This is a genomic window from Mycobacterium sp. NGS35, assembly GCF_059812855.1.
Genome location: NZ_JCALDL010000002.1, coordinates 67,669 through 85,247 on the forward strand (window position 1 = coordinate 67,669; position 17,579 = coordinate 85,247).

Consider the following 17,579-nt stretch of genomic DNA (forward strand, 5'->3'; position numbering starts at 1 on the left):
CTGTGGCGAACAAATCCAAGCGCTATGACCTGAAGGCGGCCGACCGCAAGCGTGAACTGTTGGTGCGCGGCGGGCTCACCGCGCTGGTCATCATTTTCGCGGTCGCTCTGGTCGGCTGGATCATGCTGCACAAGAAGGACAACGGCCCGGCCGCCGCGCAAAGCGGACGGGCGATCACGGTTGCCGCACAAGACAGGCTCGTGAAAAACGACGCCGGCCAGGCCAAGGCCGTGCTGTCCATCTACGAGGACTTCCTGTGCCCCGCCTGCGGCGGTTTCGAAGAGCAGTTCGGCCCCACGGTCAGCCAGCTGATCGACAGCGGTGCCATCCAGGTCGACTACCGGATGGTGGCGATCCTCGACAACAGGCCGGGCAGCAACAACTATTCGTCACGCGCCGGCGCGGCGGCTTACTGCGTGGCCGACGAGTCGATCCCCGCGTTCCGCAAGTTCCACTCGATGCTGTATCAACGCGGCGTCCAGCCCGACGAGGTCGCCGGTCCGTTCCACGACAACGCCTGGTTGATCGAGCAGGCCCAGCAAGCCGGCGCCAGCCCCAAGGTTGCTGACTGCATCAACAGCGGCAAGTACCTCGACGTGGTGAAGGGCATGGCCAAAGACGCCAAGATCACCGGCACCCCCACGATCCTGCTGAACGGCAAGGAATTCCCGATCACCCGCACCACCACGCCGCAGACGCTGACCGATCAGGTCAAAGGCATTCTCGGGACCCTGCCGCCGGCGCCGCCACCGGCGAGCCCCGCCCCGGCGCAATGACCGTCGCCGCGCCCGACCAGTCCCCGTCGGCCGACAACGCGGTGGACCAGGCGCCCAGTCGTGCTGGAGTGGGCATCGCTCGCGCCAGCGCCTGGTACGTGCTGATCGCCGGAGTGATCGGGCTGGCGGCGTCGTTCACGCTGACGGTCGAGCGGATCGAGCTACTGAAGAACCCGTCGTACCGCCCGTCGTGCAGCATCAACCCGGTGTTGTCCTGCGGGTCGGTGATGGTGACGCCGCAGGCCGCGCTCTTCGGTTTCCCCAATCCGCTTCTGGGCATCGTCGCGTTCACCGTCGTGGTGGTCACCGGCGTGCTCGCGGTCGGTCGGGTGGGCCTGCCGCGCTGGTATTGGCTCGGGCTCGCGGCTGGCACGCTGCTGGGGGCGGTGTTCGTGCACTGGCTGATCTTCCAGAGCCTGTACCGGATCAACGCCCTGTGCCCGTACTGCATGGTGGTGTGGGCGGTGACCATCCCGCTGCTGGTCGTCGTCTCGTCGGTGGCGCTGGCGCCGCTGGGCCGGCACGCCGCCGGCCGCCTGCTCTACACATGGCGCTGGCCGCTGGTCGCCCTGTGGGTTACCGCGGTGATTCTGCTGATCGTCGTGCAGTTCTGGGATTACTGGTCGACGCTGATCTCGTGATCCAGAAGGTTCTTGTCGCCAATCGAGGCGAAATCGCGATCCGCGCGTTCCGCGCCGCCTATGAACTCGGCATCGCCACCGTCGCGGTGTATCCATACGAGGACCGCAACTCTGTGCACCGGCTCAAGGCCGACGAGTCGTATCAGATCGGTGAGGTGGGCCATCCGGTGCGGGCGTATCTCTCGGTCGACGAGATCGTCGGCACCGCGCTGCGTGCCGGAGCCGACGCCGTCTACCCCGGTTACGGCTTCTTGTCGGAGAACCCAGAGCTGGCCGCAGCCTGCGTCGACGCCGGCATCACCTTCATCGGACCCAACGCGGACATCCTCGAGCTGACCGGCAACAAGTCCCGCGCGATCGAGGCCGCGCGCGCCGCAGGTCTTCCGGTGCTGACGTCCTCGGCGCCGTCGACGTCGGTGGACGAGCTGGTGGCCGCCGCACGGAACATGGAGTTTCCGCTGTTCGTCAAGGCGGTCTCCGGTGGCGGTGGCCGCGGCATGCGGCGGGTGACCGATCCAGAAGCGCTACCCGAGGCGATCGAAGCCGCCAGCCGGGAAGCCGAGTCGGCCTTCGGCGACCCGGCCGTGTACCTGGAACAGGCGGTGATCAACCCGCGTCACATCGAGGTGCAGATCCTCGCCGACACGCAGGGCAACGTCATCCACCTGTTCGAGCGGGACTGCAGCGTGCAGCGTCGCCACCAAAAGGTCATCGAGCTCGCTCCGGCGCCGAACCTGCCCGACGAGCTGCGTGCGCGGATCTGCGCCGACGCGGTGGCGTTCGCGCGTCACATCGATTACGCCTATGCGGGCACGGTCGAGTTCCTGCTCGACGAGCGCGGACATTACGTGTTCATCGAAATGAATCCCCGCATCCAGGTGGAGCACACGGTCACCGAGGAGATCACCGACGTCGACCTGGTGGGCAGCCAGATGCGCATCGCCGACGGGGAGTCACTCGAAGACCTTGGGCTGCACCAGGATTCGATTCGCATCCGCGGCGCTGCGATGCAGTGCCGCATCACCACCGAGGATCCGGCCAACGGCTTTCGTCCCGACACCGGCCGCATCACCGGCTATCGCTCCACCGGCGGTGCCGGCGTCCGGCTCGACGGCGCCACCAATCTGGGCGCCGAGGTCAACGCGCACTTCGACTCCATGCTGGTCAAACTCACCTGCCGCGGACGCGACTTCTCCACGGCGGTCGCCCGTGCGCGCCGCGCGCTCGCCGAATTCCGCATCCGCGGGGTGGCGACGAACATCCCGTTTCTGCTTGCGGTGGTGGCGGATTCCGATTTCCGCGCCGGACGAGTCACCACCTCGTTCATCGAAGAGCGGCCATGGCTGCTGACCGCGCGGACTCCGGCCGACCGCGGCACCAAGATCCTCAACTACCTCGCCGACGTCACTGTCAACCAGCCACACGGTCCGCGGCCGTCGACGGTGTATCCGCATGACAAGTTGCCGTCGGTCGATCTGTCGGTGCCGCCACCGCAGGGGTCCAAGCAACGGTTGACGGCACTGGGCCCGGAAGGGTTCGCCCGGTGGCTGAAAGAGTCTGTGCCCGTGGGGCTTACCGAGACGACGTTTCGCGACGCGCACCAATCGCTGTTGGCCACCCGGTTGCGCACGAACGGCTTGCTGATGGTGGCGCCGTACGTCGCCCGGATGACCCCGCAGCTGCTGTCCATCGAATGCTGGGGCGGTGCGACATACGATGTGGCGCTTCGTTTTCTGAAGGAAGACCCGTGGGAACGGCTGGCGGCGCTGCGCGAAGCGGTTCCCAACATCTGCCTGCAGATGTTGCTGCGCGGTCGCAACACCGTCGGCTACACGCCGTATCCCGAATCCGTCACCCACGCCTTCGTCGAGGAGGCGACCGCCACCGGCATCGACATCTACCGCATCTTCGACGCGCTCAACAACGTCGAGTCGATGCGGCCCGCGATCGATGCGGTCCGCGAAACCGGTACGGCCGTCGCCGAAGTCGCGATGAGCTACACCGGTGACCTGTCCGACCCCGGCGAAACGCTCTACACCCTGGACTACTACCTGAAGCTGGCGGAGCAGATCGTGGACGCCGGTGCACACATCCTCGCGATCAAAGACATGGCGGGGCTGCTGCGGCCCCAAGCGGCGACGGCGTTGGTGAGCGCGCTGCGCAGCCGCTTCGACCTGCCGGTGCACGTCCACACCCACGACACACCGGGCGGCCAACTCGCCACCTACCTGGCGGCCATCCACGCCGGGGCAAGCGCGGTTGACGGCGCCGCCGCGCCGCTGGCCGGCACCACCAGCCAGCCTGCGCTGTCGGCGATCGTCGCCGCCACCGCACACACCGAGTACGACAGCGGGCTGTCGCTGTCGGCGGTGTGCGACCTGGAGCCCTACTGGGAGGCGCTGCGAAAGGTCTACGCGCCGTTCGATGTCGCAGCGTCCGGACCCGTATTCCCCACGGGCCGGGTGTACCGCCACGAAATTCCCGGCGGTCAGCTGTCCAACCTTCGTCAGCAGGCCATCGCGCTGGGCTTCGGCGACCGCTTCGAAGAGATCGAGGCCAATTACGCTGCGGCAGATCGGATTCTGGGTCGGCTGGTCAAGGTGACCCCGTCGTCGAAAGTGGTCGGCGACCTGGCGCTGGCGCTGCTGGGGGCGGGCATCACCGCCGACGAGTTCGCTGCCAACCCTTCGCGCCTGGACATCCCCGACTCGGTGGTCGGGTTCTTCCGCGGCGAGCTCGGCGATCCGCCCGGCGGCTGGCCCGAGCCGCTGCGGACCAAGGCGCTCGCCGACCGCGCGCCCGCCAAGCCGCAGCAGGACCTGACCGCCGACGACGAGAACGCGTTGAAAAGCCCTGGGCCGCAACGTCAAGCAACACTCAACCGATTGCTGTTCCCCGGTCCGACGAAGGATTTCGAGGAGCACCGCGAACTGTACGGCGACACGTCGCGGCTGTCGGCCAACCAGTTCTTCTACGGCCTCCGCCACGGCGAGGAACACCGCGTGCAGCTGGAACGCGGCGTCGAGCTGCTGATCGGGCTGGAGGCGATCTCCGACCCCGACGAGCGCGGCATGCGCACCGTGATGTGCATCCTCAACGGCCAGCTGCGGCCGGTGCTGGTGCGCGACCGCAGCGTCGCCACGGCCGTGCCGGCCGCCGAGAAAGCCGACCGGACCAACCCCGACCACATCGCCGCGCCGTTCGCGGGCGTCGTGACGGTGGCGGTCAGCGAAGGCGACGAGGTGACGGCGGGCCAGACCGTCGCCACCATCGAGGCCATGAAAATGGAAGCGGCCATCACCGCGTCCAAGGCGGGATCGGTGAGCCGGATTGCCGTGTCCCAGACCGCACAGGTGGAGGGCGGCGATCTGCTGATGGTGATCAGCTGACCCGCATCATCGCCGGGCGCGCCGGCGGACGCCGGATCGCGGTCCCGCCGAGAGGCACCCGGCCCACCAGTGACCGGGTCCGCGAGGCGCTGTTCAACGTGCTGGCCGCCAGACTGGACTTCGAGGACATCGCGGTGCTCGATCTGTACGCCGGTTCGGGCGCGCTGGGGCTGGAGGCGCTGTCACGCGGCGCGGCGCGCGCGACGTTCGTGGAGGCCAACGCGCGCACCGCGGCCGTGATCGAACGCAACGCCAGCACGCTCGAATTGCCGGGGGCGACGGTGGTCGCGCGGCCGGTGGCGGCGGTGCTCGGCGCCGGCGCATCGCAACCTGCGGATCTGGTCTTCGCCGACCCGCCCTATGACATGGGGTCCGGCGACGTCACGGCAATGCTGACCGCGCTGAGCCTGGGCGGGTGGACCGCCGACGGGACCGTCGTCGTGGTGGAGCGTCGGGCGTCGTCGCCGCCGCTGGTGTGGCCGGACGGCTGGACGGTGTGGCTACAGCGCCGCTACGGCGACACCCGGCTGGAGTTCGCCGCCGCTTCCCCCTAGTCCGCGGCGCGAGCGCGCGCGTCTGCACGCCGACACGGGCGCAAGCGCGCGCGTCTGCACGCCGACACGCCGGGCTCTGCTGTACCGGAGCGCACCCTCGTCACGGTGCGAGCATGCACATCGCGCGGCTGCTAGCGTCGTCACCCATGAGTGGCGCGGTCTGCCCCGGGTCTTTCGACCCGGTGACACTCGGACATATCGACGTCTTCGAGCGCGCGGCCGCGCAATTCGACGAGGTGATCGTCGCGGTGCTGACGAATCCGAAGAAGAGCGGAATGTTCAACGTCGACGAACGCATCGCGATGATCGAGGAGGCTTGCGCCCATTTGCGCAACCTGCGCGTGGAATCCGGGCAGGGTCTCGTCGTCGACTTCGTCAAGGCGCGCGGGTTCACCGCGATCGTCAAGGGACTGCGCACCGGCACCGACTTCGAATACGAGCTGCAGATGGCTCAGATGAACAAGCACATCGCAGGCGTCGACACGTTCTTCGTCGCCACCACCCCGCAGTACTCTTTCGTGTCGTCATCGCTGGCCAAAGAGGTGGCATCGATGGGTGGGGACGTCTCCGACCTGTTGCCCGAGGCGGTCAACAAGCGGTTGCAAGCCAAGCTGCAGGCCAGCTGAAGGATTAGCCCACTGCCACGACGGGTAGCCCGGAGTTGGCGCACAGCCCATTCGCGCCCAATCCAAAGTCGTATCTCCGGAGGTTTGTTGCCGTGGTTGAAACGTTCGTCCAGTCGACCGATGACGTGGTGAAGTTCCTTAAGGGACAACACAATCTGATCAAGGACCTGTTCGAGGAAGTCTTCTCGGCGTCCAGCGACGAGGCCCGAGAGAAGGCGTTCGTCGAACTGCGTCAGCTGCTCGCGGTACACGAGACCGCAGAAGAGATGGTGGTGCATCCGCGGGCCCGCGGCGAGCTCGGGAACGGCGACGAGATCGTCGACGCTCGGTTGAAGGAAGAGCACGACGCCAAGGAGCAGCTGTCCAAGCTCGAAAAGATGGACATCGGTTCCAAGGAGTTCATCGACGAGCTCAAGAAGTTCCAGCAGGCGGTCGTCGAGCACGCTGAGCTCGAGGAACTCGAGGAGTTCGACAAGCTGCAGCGCAAGCTCGACGGTGACGACCTCAAGCGGATGGCCACGGCGGTGCGGGCCGCCGAAGCGATCGCACCCACCCGGCCACACCCCGGCGTCGAGTCGGCCAAGCTGAACTTCGCTGCCGGGCCGTTCGCGTCGATGCTCGACCGCGCCCGCGACGCGATCGCAGCCGCGCTGCGGTAGCCGACACGCCCCTCCAGCCTTCCTAGTCACAGGCGTAACACCAGGCACACTGGTCTCAACAGATGCTGCGGCGATCCCGGTCGCCGGTGACTAGGGCTGGAGGGTGGCCGTGTACCGAGTTTTTGAAGCGCTCGACGAGCTGAGCGCGATCGTCGAAGAGGCTCGCGGTGTGCCGATGACGGCGGGCTGCGTAGTGCCGCGCGGCGACGTCCTCGAATTGATCGACGACATCAAAGATGCGATCCCCGGCGAGCTCGACGACGCGCAGGACGTTCTCGATGCGCGCGACACGATGCTGCGCGAGGCCAAGGAGCACTCGGAGTCGATGGTGGCGACGGCCACCGCCGAGGCCGACTCGGTGCTCAACCACGCCCGCACCGAAGCCGATCGGCTGCTGTCAGACGCGAAGTCGCAGGCCGATCGCATGGTTGCCGAGGCCCGCGCGCATTGTGACCAGATGCTCGCCGAAGCGCGGGACGAGGCCAGCCGCATCACCGCCACCGCCAAGCGCGAGTACGAGGTGATGACCACCCGTGCCAAGAGCGAGGCCGACCGCCTGATCGAGAACGGCAACCTCTCCTACGAGAAGGCCGTCCAGGAAGGCATCAAAGAGCAGCAGCGTCTGGTGTCGCAGACCGAGGTGGTGCAGTCGGCGCGGGCCGAGGCCACCAGGATGATCGACGCGGCACATGCCGAGGCCGATCGGCTGCGCGGCGAGTGCGACATCTACGTCGACAGCAAGCTGGCGCAGTTCGAGGAGTACCTCAACGGCACACTGCGCTCCGTGGGCCGGGGCCGTCATCAACTGCGCACGGCCGCCGGGACTCACGACTACATGCAGCACGCCTGACCGCTGCCCGGTTACGGAGTCGCCGGCGAGAGCAGGTCGTACACCGTCGTCCCACCGATGTCCGTGGCGGCGAAGTGCTGCTGCACCCAGGTGGTGATTTGCGTAGCGCTGCCCGAGCGGCCAGCCGGACCGCCCATTCGGCCGGCGATGAAATAGTGGATCTGGCGCTCTGCCACGTACCGCTGGAACTGCTGCAGCGTCGGGGAGTTGTCGCCGCCGGTGAAGCCGCCGATTGCCATGATCGACGCCCCGGTCTGCAACTCGAGGCTGCTGGCGGTCATCGAGCCGACGGATGCTGCGGCCCAACGTGTTTGGCTGTTCACGAGGAGTTGGTTGAGCGCGTCATTGGTTCCCGAGTCTCCGGGGCCGCGACCGCTGGGACCGAAGTCACCGCTGACCGGGCCCGCGGTGGGCATCGGGCCGCCGTGCGACCGGCTGACCGTCGCGATCGCGTATGCCGCGGGCGCGGCAAGCCCGACCACCAGCGTCGCGGCGGCGACCATCACGGTCGCTTTTCCGAGCCGGTGCGCGCCGACCGCGAGCACCGCGGCGAGTGTGACCGATGCGGCCAGCACTACCCAGCGCAGCGGCGGCAGCCAGTCCGGTGTGCGGTGCAACAGGATGAACGCCCACACCCCGGTGACGGCGATCATGGCCGCCAAAATAGCTCTGGCCCAGGCAAATTCACGTCCTCGCCACAGCTCGCGCACCGAGATGCCGATCAGTGCTGAGACCGCCGGCGCGAGTGCCACGGTGTAGTACGGGTGGATGATGCCCGCCATGAAGCTGAAGACCGCACCGGTGACCAGCAGCCACCCGCCCCACAGCAGCAGGCTTGCCCGCACCCGGGCAGTGCGGGGCGTGGTGGCGGTGAACCAGACGCCTGCGACCAGACCGATCAGGGCCGCGGGCAGCAGCCACGAAATTTCGGTGCCCATCGACTGGCCGAACAACCGGGTGATTCCACTGGGTCCGCCGAACATCGGACTGTTGCCGGCCGGCATGCCCTCGCCGCCCGCCACACGTTCGACCCCGTTGTAGCCCAACGCCAACTGAAGCAGGCTGTTGTCGGTCGAGCCGCCGATGTAGGGCCGCGAGCCGGCCGGCCACAAGCTCACCAACGCGATGAACCAGCCAGCCGATACAGCCATCGTCACGGCGCCAATCAGCAACTGCCACAACCGTTTCTGCACCCGGCCCGGCGCGGCGAACAAGAACACCAGTGCAAAGCCGGGCAACACCAGGGCGGCCTGCAGCATCTTTGTCAGAAACGCCAACCCGATCACCGCTCCGACCAACGCCATCCAGCGGGTCGCGCCCGACTCGATCGCCCGCACCATGAAGTACGCCGCGGCCGTCAGCAACAACAGCAGCAGCGCGTCGGGATTGTTGTAGCGGAACATCGCTGCGGCGACGGGCGTGACAGCCAACACCGTGCCGGCGATCAGTCCGGCCGCCGCACCGTTGCATCGGCGCACCGCCGCGTACACCAGCGCCACAGCCCCCACTCCCATCAGTGCCTGCGGCAGCAGCATCGAAAACGAACTGAAGCCCAGCAGCCGCGCCGATGCCACCATCACCCACAGCGCGGCGGGTGGCTTGTCGACGGTGATCGAGTTGCCGGGATCCAGTGATCCGAACAGCCACGCCTTCCAGTCCTCGGTGCCGGCTTGCACCGCGGCTGCGTAGTAGTCGTTGGCCCATCCCGCTGAACCGAGGCCCCACAGGTACAGCGCAGCGGTGGCAGCCACCAACACGAACAGCGCGGGGCGCTCCCAGCGCAGATGGCGTCGCGCGGGCGCGGTCTCTGCGGCACCAATCGTCATGCGGTCGTCGAGCAGGGTCATGCGGTGGCTCCCTGAAGTGGTTGGGCATTATGACTTCTATGGTCCCGGGGCGGTGTGGGCGGTCCGTGGGATGAAGCTATGCGCAGACTGTGACGTTGACGCTACGTCAGGTCGTACAGCGTGGCGCCGTCGATGGTCCGCGCCGGGAAATGAGCCGCCACCCATGCCGCGATGTCTGTCGCCTCATGGCTGCCGGTGGATGATCCGCGCATCGGGCGACGCATTCCGCCGTCGATGAAGTAGTGAATCTGCTTAACAGCGACCATGTTCTGGAACTCGCGCAGAGTCGGCGAAGGATCGGTGCCGTTGAACCCGCCGACCGCCATCACCGGCGTTGCGCTGGCGAGTTGATATCCGGCGGCGTTCGACGAGCCGACTGTCGCGGCGGCCCAGGTGTATCGGTCCGCGTCCGCGGTGAGCGCAGCCACCAGCGCCGGCGAGGGATCCGGTGAGTCGAAAAGCGCGAATCTCGGCGATCCGCCGGACGGGCCCGCACTCGGGATCGCGCCGTGGTGTGGCGTCGCGGCGGTCGCGACCGAATATGCGGCCGGTGCGGCCAGGCAGGCGATGACGGCCAGCGCGCCGACACAGCGCGCCACTGTGACCGGTAACCGACCGGCCACCAGGACCAGCGCCGCTGCGCCCACCCCGGCAACCGCGATCCCGCCGCGCAGCCACGGCAGCCACCAGTCGGTGCGAGCAAGCAGCACGCATGCCAGCACGGTGGTGACCAGCAAAGAAGCGGAAAGTGTTGTGGCAGCGCGGATGTCATCACGCCGCCGCCAAAGCAACGGCGCGCCGATGCCGACGCCCGCGGCGACCGACGGCGCCAACGCGACCGTGTAGTACGGGTGGATGATGCCGTTGCTGAAGGACAGCACCGCGCCGGTGACCGCCAGCCAGCCGCCCCAGAGAATGCTGGTGCCCCGGATTGCGTCCGTGCGGGGTGCGCGCCGGGTGATCACCAGCGCGGCGACGAGGCAGATCACCGCAGCTGGAATCAGCCACGCGATCTCGGTGCCCATACCGCGGTCGAACAGCCGCGCCCAACCGACGTCGTAATCGAGATTGCCCAAGCCGCCGGGCTCGTTGCCCGTGAGTCTGCCGAAACCGTTGTAGCCCAAGGCGAGCTCCACGATGCTGTTGTGCTGCGAGCCGCCGATATAGGGCCGCCGATCCGCGGGCCAGAGCGTGACCAAAAGCAGGTACCACCCCCCCGAGACCAGCAGTGCAGCACCTGCGGCCGCGGTGCGCGCCAGCCTCGTCCGCCATGGTGCGGGCGCGGTCAACAGATAAGCAGCAACGAATGCCGGCAGGACCAAAAACGCCTGAGCCATTTTCGCCAGGAACGCGCAACCGACGGCGACGCCGGCAAGCGGTAACCACCAACGGCTGCTGTGTTTTTCGCAGGCACGTTGCACACAGTAGGCAGCCGCCACCAGCAGCAGCACCAGCAGCGCATCGGGGTTGTTGTAGCGGAACATCAGTGTGGCCGCAGGCGTCACCGCGAGCACCGCCCCGGCCAGCAGGCCCGCGGTTGCGCCGTTGACGCGCCGCACCGCTGCATACATCAGTGCCACCGCAGCGACGCCCAGAATGGCTTGCGGCGCAAGGATGCTCCACGAGCTCAGCCCGAAGATTCGCACCGATGCGGTGGTCACCCACAACGCGCCCGGTGTCTTGTCGACCGTGATCGCGTTCGCCGCGTCGCTGGAACCGAACAGGAACGCGGTCCAGCTTTGTGAACCGGCTTGTGCTGCAGCGGAATAGAAGCTGTTAGCCCAGCCGCTGGCCGACAAATGCCACAGGTACAGCACCGCGGTGGCGGCAAGCAGTACGACGAATGCCGCACGCTGCCAACCAAAGCGGGGCAAAGGCTTGGCGGGCGCCGCGTCGAGGGCAGGCCGCGCCGCGGTGAGCGTCATCCGTCCATCGTGGCGTCGGCCGCTATGCACTGGATTTGTCGCCGCTGTGGGGTGGCTGTGATCCCGGCAGGCGCACCGTGAACGCGGTATCGCAGGGAACGCTGCACACCTCGATGGTGCCGTGATGAGCCTTGACGACCGCCGACACGATGGCCAGGCCCAGCCCCGTGCTTCCCTCGCGCCGCGACCGCGACGTGTCGCCGCGCGCGAAACGCTCGAAGATCTCCGGCTGCAACGGCTCTGGAATGCCCGGCCCGTTGTCGGCGACGGTCAGCACCGCGCCGCCCGAATCGTCGCTCGACAGCGACGTCGTCACCGTGGTTCTAGCGGGAGTGTGCGTTCGGGCGTTGGCGAGCAGGTTGACGAGAACCTGCTGAAGCCGCGCCTCGTCGCCCGTGACCACCACGGGTTCTTCAGGCAATTCCAGCGACCACTCGTGATCCGGCCCGGCGACGTGCGCGTCGGCGACAGCGTCGACCACCAGCTGAGACAGATCGACGGGATCGCGCCGCAGCGGGCGTCCGGTGTCCAGGCGGGCCAGCAGCAGCATGTCCTCGACGAGGTGCGTCATGCGCTCGGCTTCGGACTCGACACGGCCCATCGCATGCGCGACGTCTGAGGGCAGCACGTCGCGGCGGCGCTGGGCGAGTTCGGTGTAGCCGCGGATGGCGGCCAGTGGGGTCCGTAGTTCGTGGCTGGCGTCGGCGACGAACTGGCGCACACGCATCTCGCTGGCATGCCGAGCGGCGAGCGCGTCGGAGATCCGTCCGAGCATGCGGTTGAGCGCGGTGGCCAGCTGTCCGACTTCGGTGTTGGCGGCCGCCGGGTCGACCGCGAGCACACGGGTCGGCAGCGTTACTTCGCCGCGATCGAGTTCGAGGTCCGCGACGTCGCGTGCGGTGGCCGCGACCCGTGACACCGGGGCCAGCTGGTGGCGGATGATCACAATGCCGGCCACCGTCGCGGCGATCAGCGCAATGCCGGCGACGACTCCGAAGATCGCACCGACGGTGAGCAGCGTGTCGTCGACGCCGGTCATCGGCAAGCCGGAGACGATCACCGGGCCGCTGTGGGAGTGCCGCGCGACCACGCGGTAGCGGCCGAGCCCGTCGAGGTCGACGGTGACCGGACGGGAGCTGGGTGTGATCCCGGCGAGCTGCTGGGCCGCCGCCTGACTGATGCCTTCCCGGGCGCCACTGGGGGTGATGATGCCGGCGTCTTGCACATGCCCGTCGAGAACCACGGCACCGACCGTGCGAGTGGCCTGGCCAGGCGCATCGAGAAACACCGGGCCGGGACCGGCGTGCGGCTGGAATCGTGGTGAGCGCCTGGGGAATCCGGGCGGCGGGGGAGGTGGCGGCCCGAGATCGAACAGCGCCGAGGAGCGTCGGCCGGCATCGATCACCTGCTCGTCGAGCTGGCCCATCAGAAACCGGTGCAGCGCAAGCTCGGTGCCCGCGCCGATGCCCACGCAGACGAACCCCAGCAGGGCCACGACGGTGACGAGAAGCCGCGTCCGCAACGACCATGCGCGCGGGCGAAGCCAACGCTTGTCAGTCGGCGGGTTTGAGGACATATCCCGCACCGCGCAGCGTGTGGATCATCGGTGCACGACCGTTGTCGATCTTCTTGCGCAAGTAGGACACATACAACTCGACGATGTTGGAGCGGCCGCCGAAGTCGTAACTCCACACTCGATCGAGGATTTGCGCCTTGCTCAACACCTTGCGGGCATTGCGCATCATGAATCGCAACAGCTCGAATTCGGTTGTGGTGAGCGGGATGACGTCGCCGCCACGGGTGACTTCGTGGCTGTCTTCGTCGAGAACGAGGTCGCCGACGACGATTTTCGCGCCGCTGCTTTCGGTGGCGACCCCGGTGCGGCGAAGCAGCGCGCGCAGTCGCAGGACCACCTCCTCGAGGCTGAACGGCTTGGTGACGTAGTCGTCGCCGCCAGCGGTCAGTCCGGCGATGCGGTCTTCGACCGAATCTTTCGCGGTGAGCAGCAGCAGTGGCAGCCCGGGAATCTGGTCGCGGAGTTTGCGCAGCACGTCTAGCCCGCTCATGTCGGGCAGCATCACGTCGAGCACCACCACGTCTGGTGGCTGCTTGCGGGCGGCGGCGAGCGCGCTGGCGCCGTCACCTGCCGTGGAGACCGTCCAGCCCTCGTAGCGCAGCGCCATTGTCACGAGTTCGGCGAGCACGGGCTCGTCGTCGACGACCAGCACGTGGATGGGTCGGCCGTCGGCGCGGCGCATGACCACTCGGTCGTTGACCGCCGAGGGTGAGGTGTCGGACACGACCACGATTATCTTTGTCGCGTATTGGCGACCCCTGTGCCGACCCTATGCGCCAGCTGTGAAAACGCTGCGGTGCACATCCGATGCTGAACCGTCGCACAGTCAGCGCCTAAGTTTGCGGCGCACATTGGGACTCAGCGGGACCGACGGTTCGACGGGAAGGCTTGGTATGAGTTCGGACATCACCTCCACCGCGGCGCAGGAGCCGGTCTGGGGTGCTCCGCAGCAGGGCGGCTGGTCCAGAAAGCACACGCTGGCAGCCGTCGGCATCGCGGCGGTGATTGCGGGTTTCGGTGGCGCGGCGATCTACGCGGCGACAAGTGACGGTGCCGATGCCGCTGGTCCGGGGATGCACGGGCCGGGTCCTGGTGGCCCCGGCGTCGGTCCGGGCGGCCCGGGGGGCTTCGGTCCGGGCGGCATGGGCCCCGGCGGGACCGGCCCGGGTGGTGCGCCCCTGCACGGGGAGTTCGTCGTCGCCGCTCAAAACGGAAGCTACACAACCGAACTCGTCCAGACCGGCGTTGTCACAGCGGTGTCCGACACGTCGATCACCGCCAAGAGCGCCGACGGGTTCACGCAGACCTATACGCTGGGCAGCCAAGCCGCGAATGGTCAAGTGGCAGTGAACGATACGGTCGTGATCCACGCGACAAAGGCGGGTGACACCGCCACCGCCACCTCGGTGGCCGAGCCGAACCAGCCGGGACCGGGCGGACCGCGACGGCAACGTTAATTCTGCTTTTCGGCTTGGGGCTTGGCTTCGGGGTGGAAGGATACCTCGATCTGCTCGAATCCCTTGGCCTGCTGGGCTTTTGCCTGCCCCGCATAGGTCTTGCGGTCACCGTGCGTCAATGACACGTCGTCGGTGAACGGTGTCAGCAGCGCGCGTGGATAAAGATGGTCGACGCGCACGGCGTTGATTTCGGCGCAGATGATCAGCGCGACGGACGTCAGGTACAGAAACGCAAGCAATCCCAGGACCAAAGCGAACACGCTGTTGGTCATGCTGGCCGACTTCACCACGTGGGTGACGTAGAGAGCGCCGAAGGACTGTAAGAGCTGCCAGACGATGGCCGCGGTGATCGCACCGGGTGCGACCTGGCGGAAGGTCAGCTCTCGAGCGGTGGTCACCTTGAAAGCGACCAGGCACACCGCCGCGTTGAGCGCGACCGCCGCGACGATCACGGCAACCTTTCCGGCGATGCCCAGCACGGCGGACTCCCGGCCGAGCGCGGACAGCAGCGTCGCGCCCACCAGCGCCGAGCCGAGCAGAAAGAGCAGCACGAGGCTGCGGACACGCGAGCGGATGGGGTCCGGACGCGCATGGCGCGGCACGGCCCAGACGGTGTCCATCGCGTTCTGCAGAGCTTGGCCGACGCCCAGGCCGCCGTAGAGGGCACCGGCGACCCCGACCACCACCGCGGTCGCTCCGCCGCTGAGGTGATGTGGCTCGCCGAGCTGATTGCCGATGACGGGAAACTGGCTCAGCGCCGAATGCACCACCTGGTCCTGGAGCTCGGGGTGGCCGGCCAAGACGACGCCGAGCACGGTCGTCAGCAGCAGCAGCAGCGGAAACAGGGACACGAAGGCGTAGTAGGTGATGAGCGCGGCGAGGTAGCCGCCCTGGTCGTCGACGTACTTGTAGATGACCGCGATGACGAATCCGGCGGCGCGACTGCGCCGCTGTAGCCGATCCAGCCAGCTGACCATGCGCACTCCGGATGACGAGGGCGCGGATGCACCCGTTCGACGCACGTCATACCCGCTTTTGGCGGCGAAAACCCAGATCAGCCAGCGACCGGTGAGCGGCTGGGCAGCTCCGCCTACCATGGAAGCCATGGCCACGCAGTCGCGCGCGGCAATCCACCACACTCCCGGGTCGCCGCTCACCTTCGACGTTTCACGGCTTCCTCGGCGCCCCGGGTCGATGCAGCCGCTTCAACAGACCGTCTTCAGCCCGTTGCGCATCGGGCTGGACCTCATCGCCATCGTCGAGGGTGCGCCCCTGGAACTCGACCTGAAATTCGAGTCGGTATCCGAAGGCGTGCTGGTGACGGGCACCGTCAACGCGCCGACGTCGGGGGAGTGCGCGCGCTGCCTGACCGCGACCAGCGGCGACATCGAAATCCACTTCACCGAACTTTTCGCCTATCCCGACAGCACCACCGAGGCGACCACCGCAGAAGACGAGGTCGGCCACGTCATCGACGGCACCATCGACCTCGAGCAGCCGCTGATCGACGCCGTCGGGCTGGAGCTGCCGCTGTCCCCGGTGTGCCGGGACGACTGCCCCGGGCTGTGCGCGGAGTGCGGGGTGGCGCTCGCCGAGGCCGAACCGGGCCACCACCACGACCAGATCGATCCGCGATGGGCCAAACTCTCCGGGATGATGTCGGAAAAGACGCCGGATCGCCCGTGAGCCCCGCACGCGAGGAACTGATCGCTGCCCTGGGTGTCGACCTGCCCGACGACCTGCTGACGCTGGCGTTGACGCACCGCAGCTATGCCTACGAGAACGGCGGCCTGCCCACCAATGAAAGGCTGGAGTTCCTCGGCGACGCGGTGCTGGGGCTGACGATCACCGACGAGCTGTTCCACCGCCACCCGGACTGCTCGGAGGCCGACCTGGCCAAGTTCCGCGCCAGTATCGTCAACACCCGGGCGTTGGCGGACGTCGGCCGCGGCCTCACCGACCACGGGTTGGGTGCATACCTGCGGCTCGGCCGCGGCGAAATCAACTCCGGAGGCGCCGACAAGTCGAGCATCCTGGCCGACGCCGTCGAATCCCTCCTGGGCGCGGTCTACGTCGCCCACGGATTCGACGTCGCCCGCAAGACCGTGCTGCGGTTGTTCGGCGAGCTGATCGACACCGCACCCACATTGGGCGCCGGACTGGATTGGAAGAGCAGTCTGCAAGAACTCACCGCCGCGCGCGGCCTGGGCGCGCCCACCTACGCGTTGACGTCGGCCGGGCCCGAGCATCAGAAGAAGTTCACCGCGAAGGTGGTGGTTGCGGGCACTGAGTACGGCGTCGGCGTCGGCCGGACCAAGAAGGAAGCCGAGCAGAAAGCCGCCGCGGCGGCGTGGAACGCGTTGGACGCGGCGTCACTGGATGCCTGAACTGCCCGAAGTCGAAACCGTCCGGCGCGGCTTGGCTTCCCACGTCACCGGCCGCACGATCACCGCCGTTCGCGTCCACCATCCTCGTGCGGTCCGCCGCCACGAGGCCGGTCCCGCCGACCTGACTGCGCGCCTGATCGGGCAACGCATCGTCGGCACGGGCAGGCGCGGAAAGTATCTGTGGCTCAACCTCTTTGACGAAACAGCGCTCGTCGTTCATCTGGGAATGAGCGGCCAGATGCTGCTCGGGCCGGTGCCCAAGACAGATCACGTACGGATCGCCGCACTGCTTGACGACGGCACCGCGCTGAGCTTCGTCGACCAGCGCACGTTCGGCGGCTGGATGCTGGCCGAGATGGCCGACGACGTCCCGGCGCCCGTCGCCCATCTGGCCCGCGATCCCCTCGACCCGCTCTTCGACCCCGACGCGGTCGTCAGGGTGTTGCGGCACAAAGACTCTGAGGTCAAACGCCAGCTGCTTGATCAGACCGTCGTGTCGGGCATCGGCAACATCTACGCCGACGAGGCGCTGTGGCGGGCCAAGGTGCACGGGGCGCGGGTGGCGTCGTCGTTGAGCCGGCCCAAGCTTCGGCTGATCCTCGACTGCGCCGCCGACGTGATGCGCGACGCACTGAAAGCCGGCGGCACATCGTTCGACGCGCTGTATGTCAACGTCAACGGCGAATCCGGCTACTTCGACCGGTCGCTGGATGCCTACGGCCGCGAAGGCACACCGTGTCGGCGCTGCGGTGCGGTGATCCGCCGCGAGAAGTTCATGAACCGCTCGTCGTTCTACTGCCCGCGCTGCCAACCGCGGCCGCGCCGCAGCTGACGCCGAAACGGTATTCCGCGTGGCCCGCACTCGCAGTTCTACGCGGCAGTTACCGTCTCG

At 67.7% G+C, this 17,579-nt stretch carries 16 protein-coding genes; 11 read left to right on the plus strand and 5 right to left on the minus strand.

Features of this window, described 5'->3' with window-relative positions:
* The first annotated feature begins 2 nt into the window (after positions 1–2).
* From AC5Y4C_RS05255 to sepIVA, 7 genes are all read left to right on the plus strand, one after another.
* A complete protein-coding gene (locus AC5Y4C_RS05255) occupies positions 3–776 on the plus strand; it encodes a DsbA family protein (protein ID WP_499914323.1) in 774 nt (257 codons plus the stop codon).
* A complete protein-coding gene (locus AC5Y4C_RS05260; protein ID WP_499908031.1) occupies positions 773–1,417 on the plus strand; it encodes a vitamin K epoxide reductase family protein in 645 nt (214 codons plus the stop codon). Before AC5Y4C_RS05255 ends, AC5Y4C_RS05260 begins: the two co-directional genes overlap by 4 nt.
* A complete protein-coding gene (locus AC5Y4C_RS05265) occupies positions 1,414–4,806 on the plus strand; it encodes a pyruvate carboxylase (protein WP_499963169.1) in 3,393 nt (1,130 codons plus the stop codon). Before AC5Y4C_RS05260 ends, AC5Y4C_RS05265 begins: the two co-directional genes overlap by 4 nt.
* The gene (gene rsmD, locus AC5Y4C_RS05270) at positions 4,803–5,360 is read left to right on the plus strand and encodes a 16S rRNA (guanine(966)-N(2))-methyltransferase RsmD (protein WP_499963249.1); all 558 of its coding nucleotides are present in this window, start codon (positions 4,803–4,805) and stop codon (positions 5,358–5,360) included. Before AC5Y4C_RS05265 ends, rsmD begins: the two co-directional genes overlap by 4 nt.
* A 146-nt stretch (positions 5,361–5,506) precedes the next feature.
* Positions 5,507–5,986, plus strand: a complete 480-nt coding sequence (gene coaD / locus AC5Y4C_RS05275) for a pantetheine-phosphate adenylyltransferase (RefSeq protein WP_499948249.1) — start codon at positions 5,507–5,509, stop codon at positions 5,984–5,986.
* Between the two features lie 92 nt (positions 5,987–6,078).
* Positions 6,079–6,645 (plus strand): hemerythrin domain-containing protein, encoded by a 567-nt coding sequence (locus tag AC5Y4C_RS05280; RefSeq protein WP_499908034.1) that lies wholly within the window; start codon positions 6,079–6,081, stop codon positions 6,643–6,645.
* 109 nt (positions 6,646–6,754) lie between these two features.
* Positions 6,755–7,495, plus strand: coding sequence for a cell division protein SepIVA (gene sepIVA, locus AC5Y4C_RS05285; RefSeq protein WP_499908035.1), 741 nt, complete (start codon positions 6,755–6,757; stop codon positions 7,493–7,495).
* An 11-nt stretch (positions 7,496–7,506) separates the two neighbouring features.
* Here the strand turns inward: sepIVA and AC5Y4C_RS05290 are convergent, their stop codons facing one another.
* The 4 genes from AC5Y4C_RS05290 to AC5Y4C_RS05305 form a co-directional block, all read right to left on the minus strand.
* The gene (locus AC5Y4C_RS05290) at positions 7,507–9,342 is read right to left on the minus strand and encodes a glycosyltransferase family 39 protein (RefSeq protein ID WP_499963167.1); all 1,836 of its coding nucleotides are present in this window, start codon (positions 9,340–9,342) and stop codon (positions 7,507–7,509) included.
* A gap of 101 nt (positions 9,343–9,443) precedes the next feature.
* Positions 9,444–11,267, minus strand: coding sequence for a glycosyltransferase family 39 protein (locus AC5Y4C_RS05295; RefSeq protein WP_499963165.1), 1,824 nt, complete (start codon positions 11,265–11,267; stop codon positions 9,444–9,446).
* 22 nt (positions 11,268–11,289) lie between these two features.
* Positions 11,290–12,843: a sensor histidine kinase gene (locus AC5Y4C_RS05300; RefSeq protein WP_499963163.1), complete on the minus strand. Its 1,554-nt coding sequence runs from the start codon at positions 12,841–12,843 to the stop codon at positions 11,290–11,292.
* Positions 12,821–13,525: a response regulator transcription factor gene (locus AC5Y4C_RS05305; RefSeq protein ID WP_499908086.1), complete on the minus strand. Its 705-nt coding sequence runs from the start codon at positions 13,523–13,525 to the stop codon at positions 12,821–12,823. Before AC5Y4C_RS05305 ends, AC5Y4C_RS05300 begins: the two co-directional genes overlap by 23 nt.
* 211 nt (positions 13,526–13,736) lie before the next feature.
* Between AC5Y4C_RS05305 and AC5Y4C_RS05310 the strand changes: the two genes are divergently transcribed.
* Positions 13,737–14,300 (plus strand): hypothetical protein, encoded by a 564-nt coding sequence (locus tag AC5Y4C_RS05310; RefSeq protein ID WP_499963161.1) that lies wholly within the window; start codon positions 13,737–13,739, stop codon positions 14,298–14,300.
* Here the strand turns inward: AC5Y4C_RS05310 and AC5Y4C_RS05315 are convergent.
* Entirely contained in the window at positions 14,297–15,277 is a 981-nt protein-coding gene (locus AC5Y4C_RS05315; protein ID WP_499963159.1) for a YihY/virulence factor BrkB family protein, read from the minus strand. The two genes, AC5Y4C_RS05310 and AC5Y4C_RS05315, sit on opposite strands and share 4 nt — an antisense overlap.
* 127 nt (positions 15,278–15,404) lie before the next feature.
* Here AC5Y4C_RS05315 and AC5Y4C_RS05320 point away from each other — a divergent pair, with 127 nt between their 5' ends.
* The 3 genes from AC5Y4C_RS05320 to mutM are packed head-to-tail and all read left to right on the plus strand — an operon-like array spanning position 15,405 to position 17,519.
* Positions 15,405–15,986 carry a YceD family protein gene (locus AC5Y4C_RS05320; RefSeq protein WP_499908040.1) on the plus strand — a complete coding sequence of 194 codons (582 nt, stop codon included), beginning with the start codon at positions 15,405–15,407 and terminating at the stop codon, positions 15,984–15,986.
* Positions 15,935–16,687: a ribonuclease III gene (gene rnc / locus AC5Y4C_RS05325; RefSeq protein ID WP_499908041.1), complete on the plus strand. Its 753-nt coding sequence runs from the start codon at positions 15,935–15,937 to the stop codon at positions 16,685–16,687. The genes AC5Y4C_RS05320 and rnc overlap by 52 nt, the downstream gene beginning before the upstream one ends.
* Complete coding sequence (gene mutM / locus AC5Y4C_RS05330) at positions 16,680–17,519, plus strand: DNA-formamidopyrimidine glycosylase (protein ID WP_499908042.1); 840 nt, start codon at positions 16,680–16,682, stop codon at positions 17,517–17,519. Before rnc ends, mutM begins: the two co-directional genes overlap by 8 nt.
* Positions 17,520–17,579: the final 60 nt, after the last annotated feature.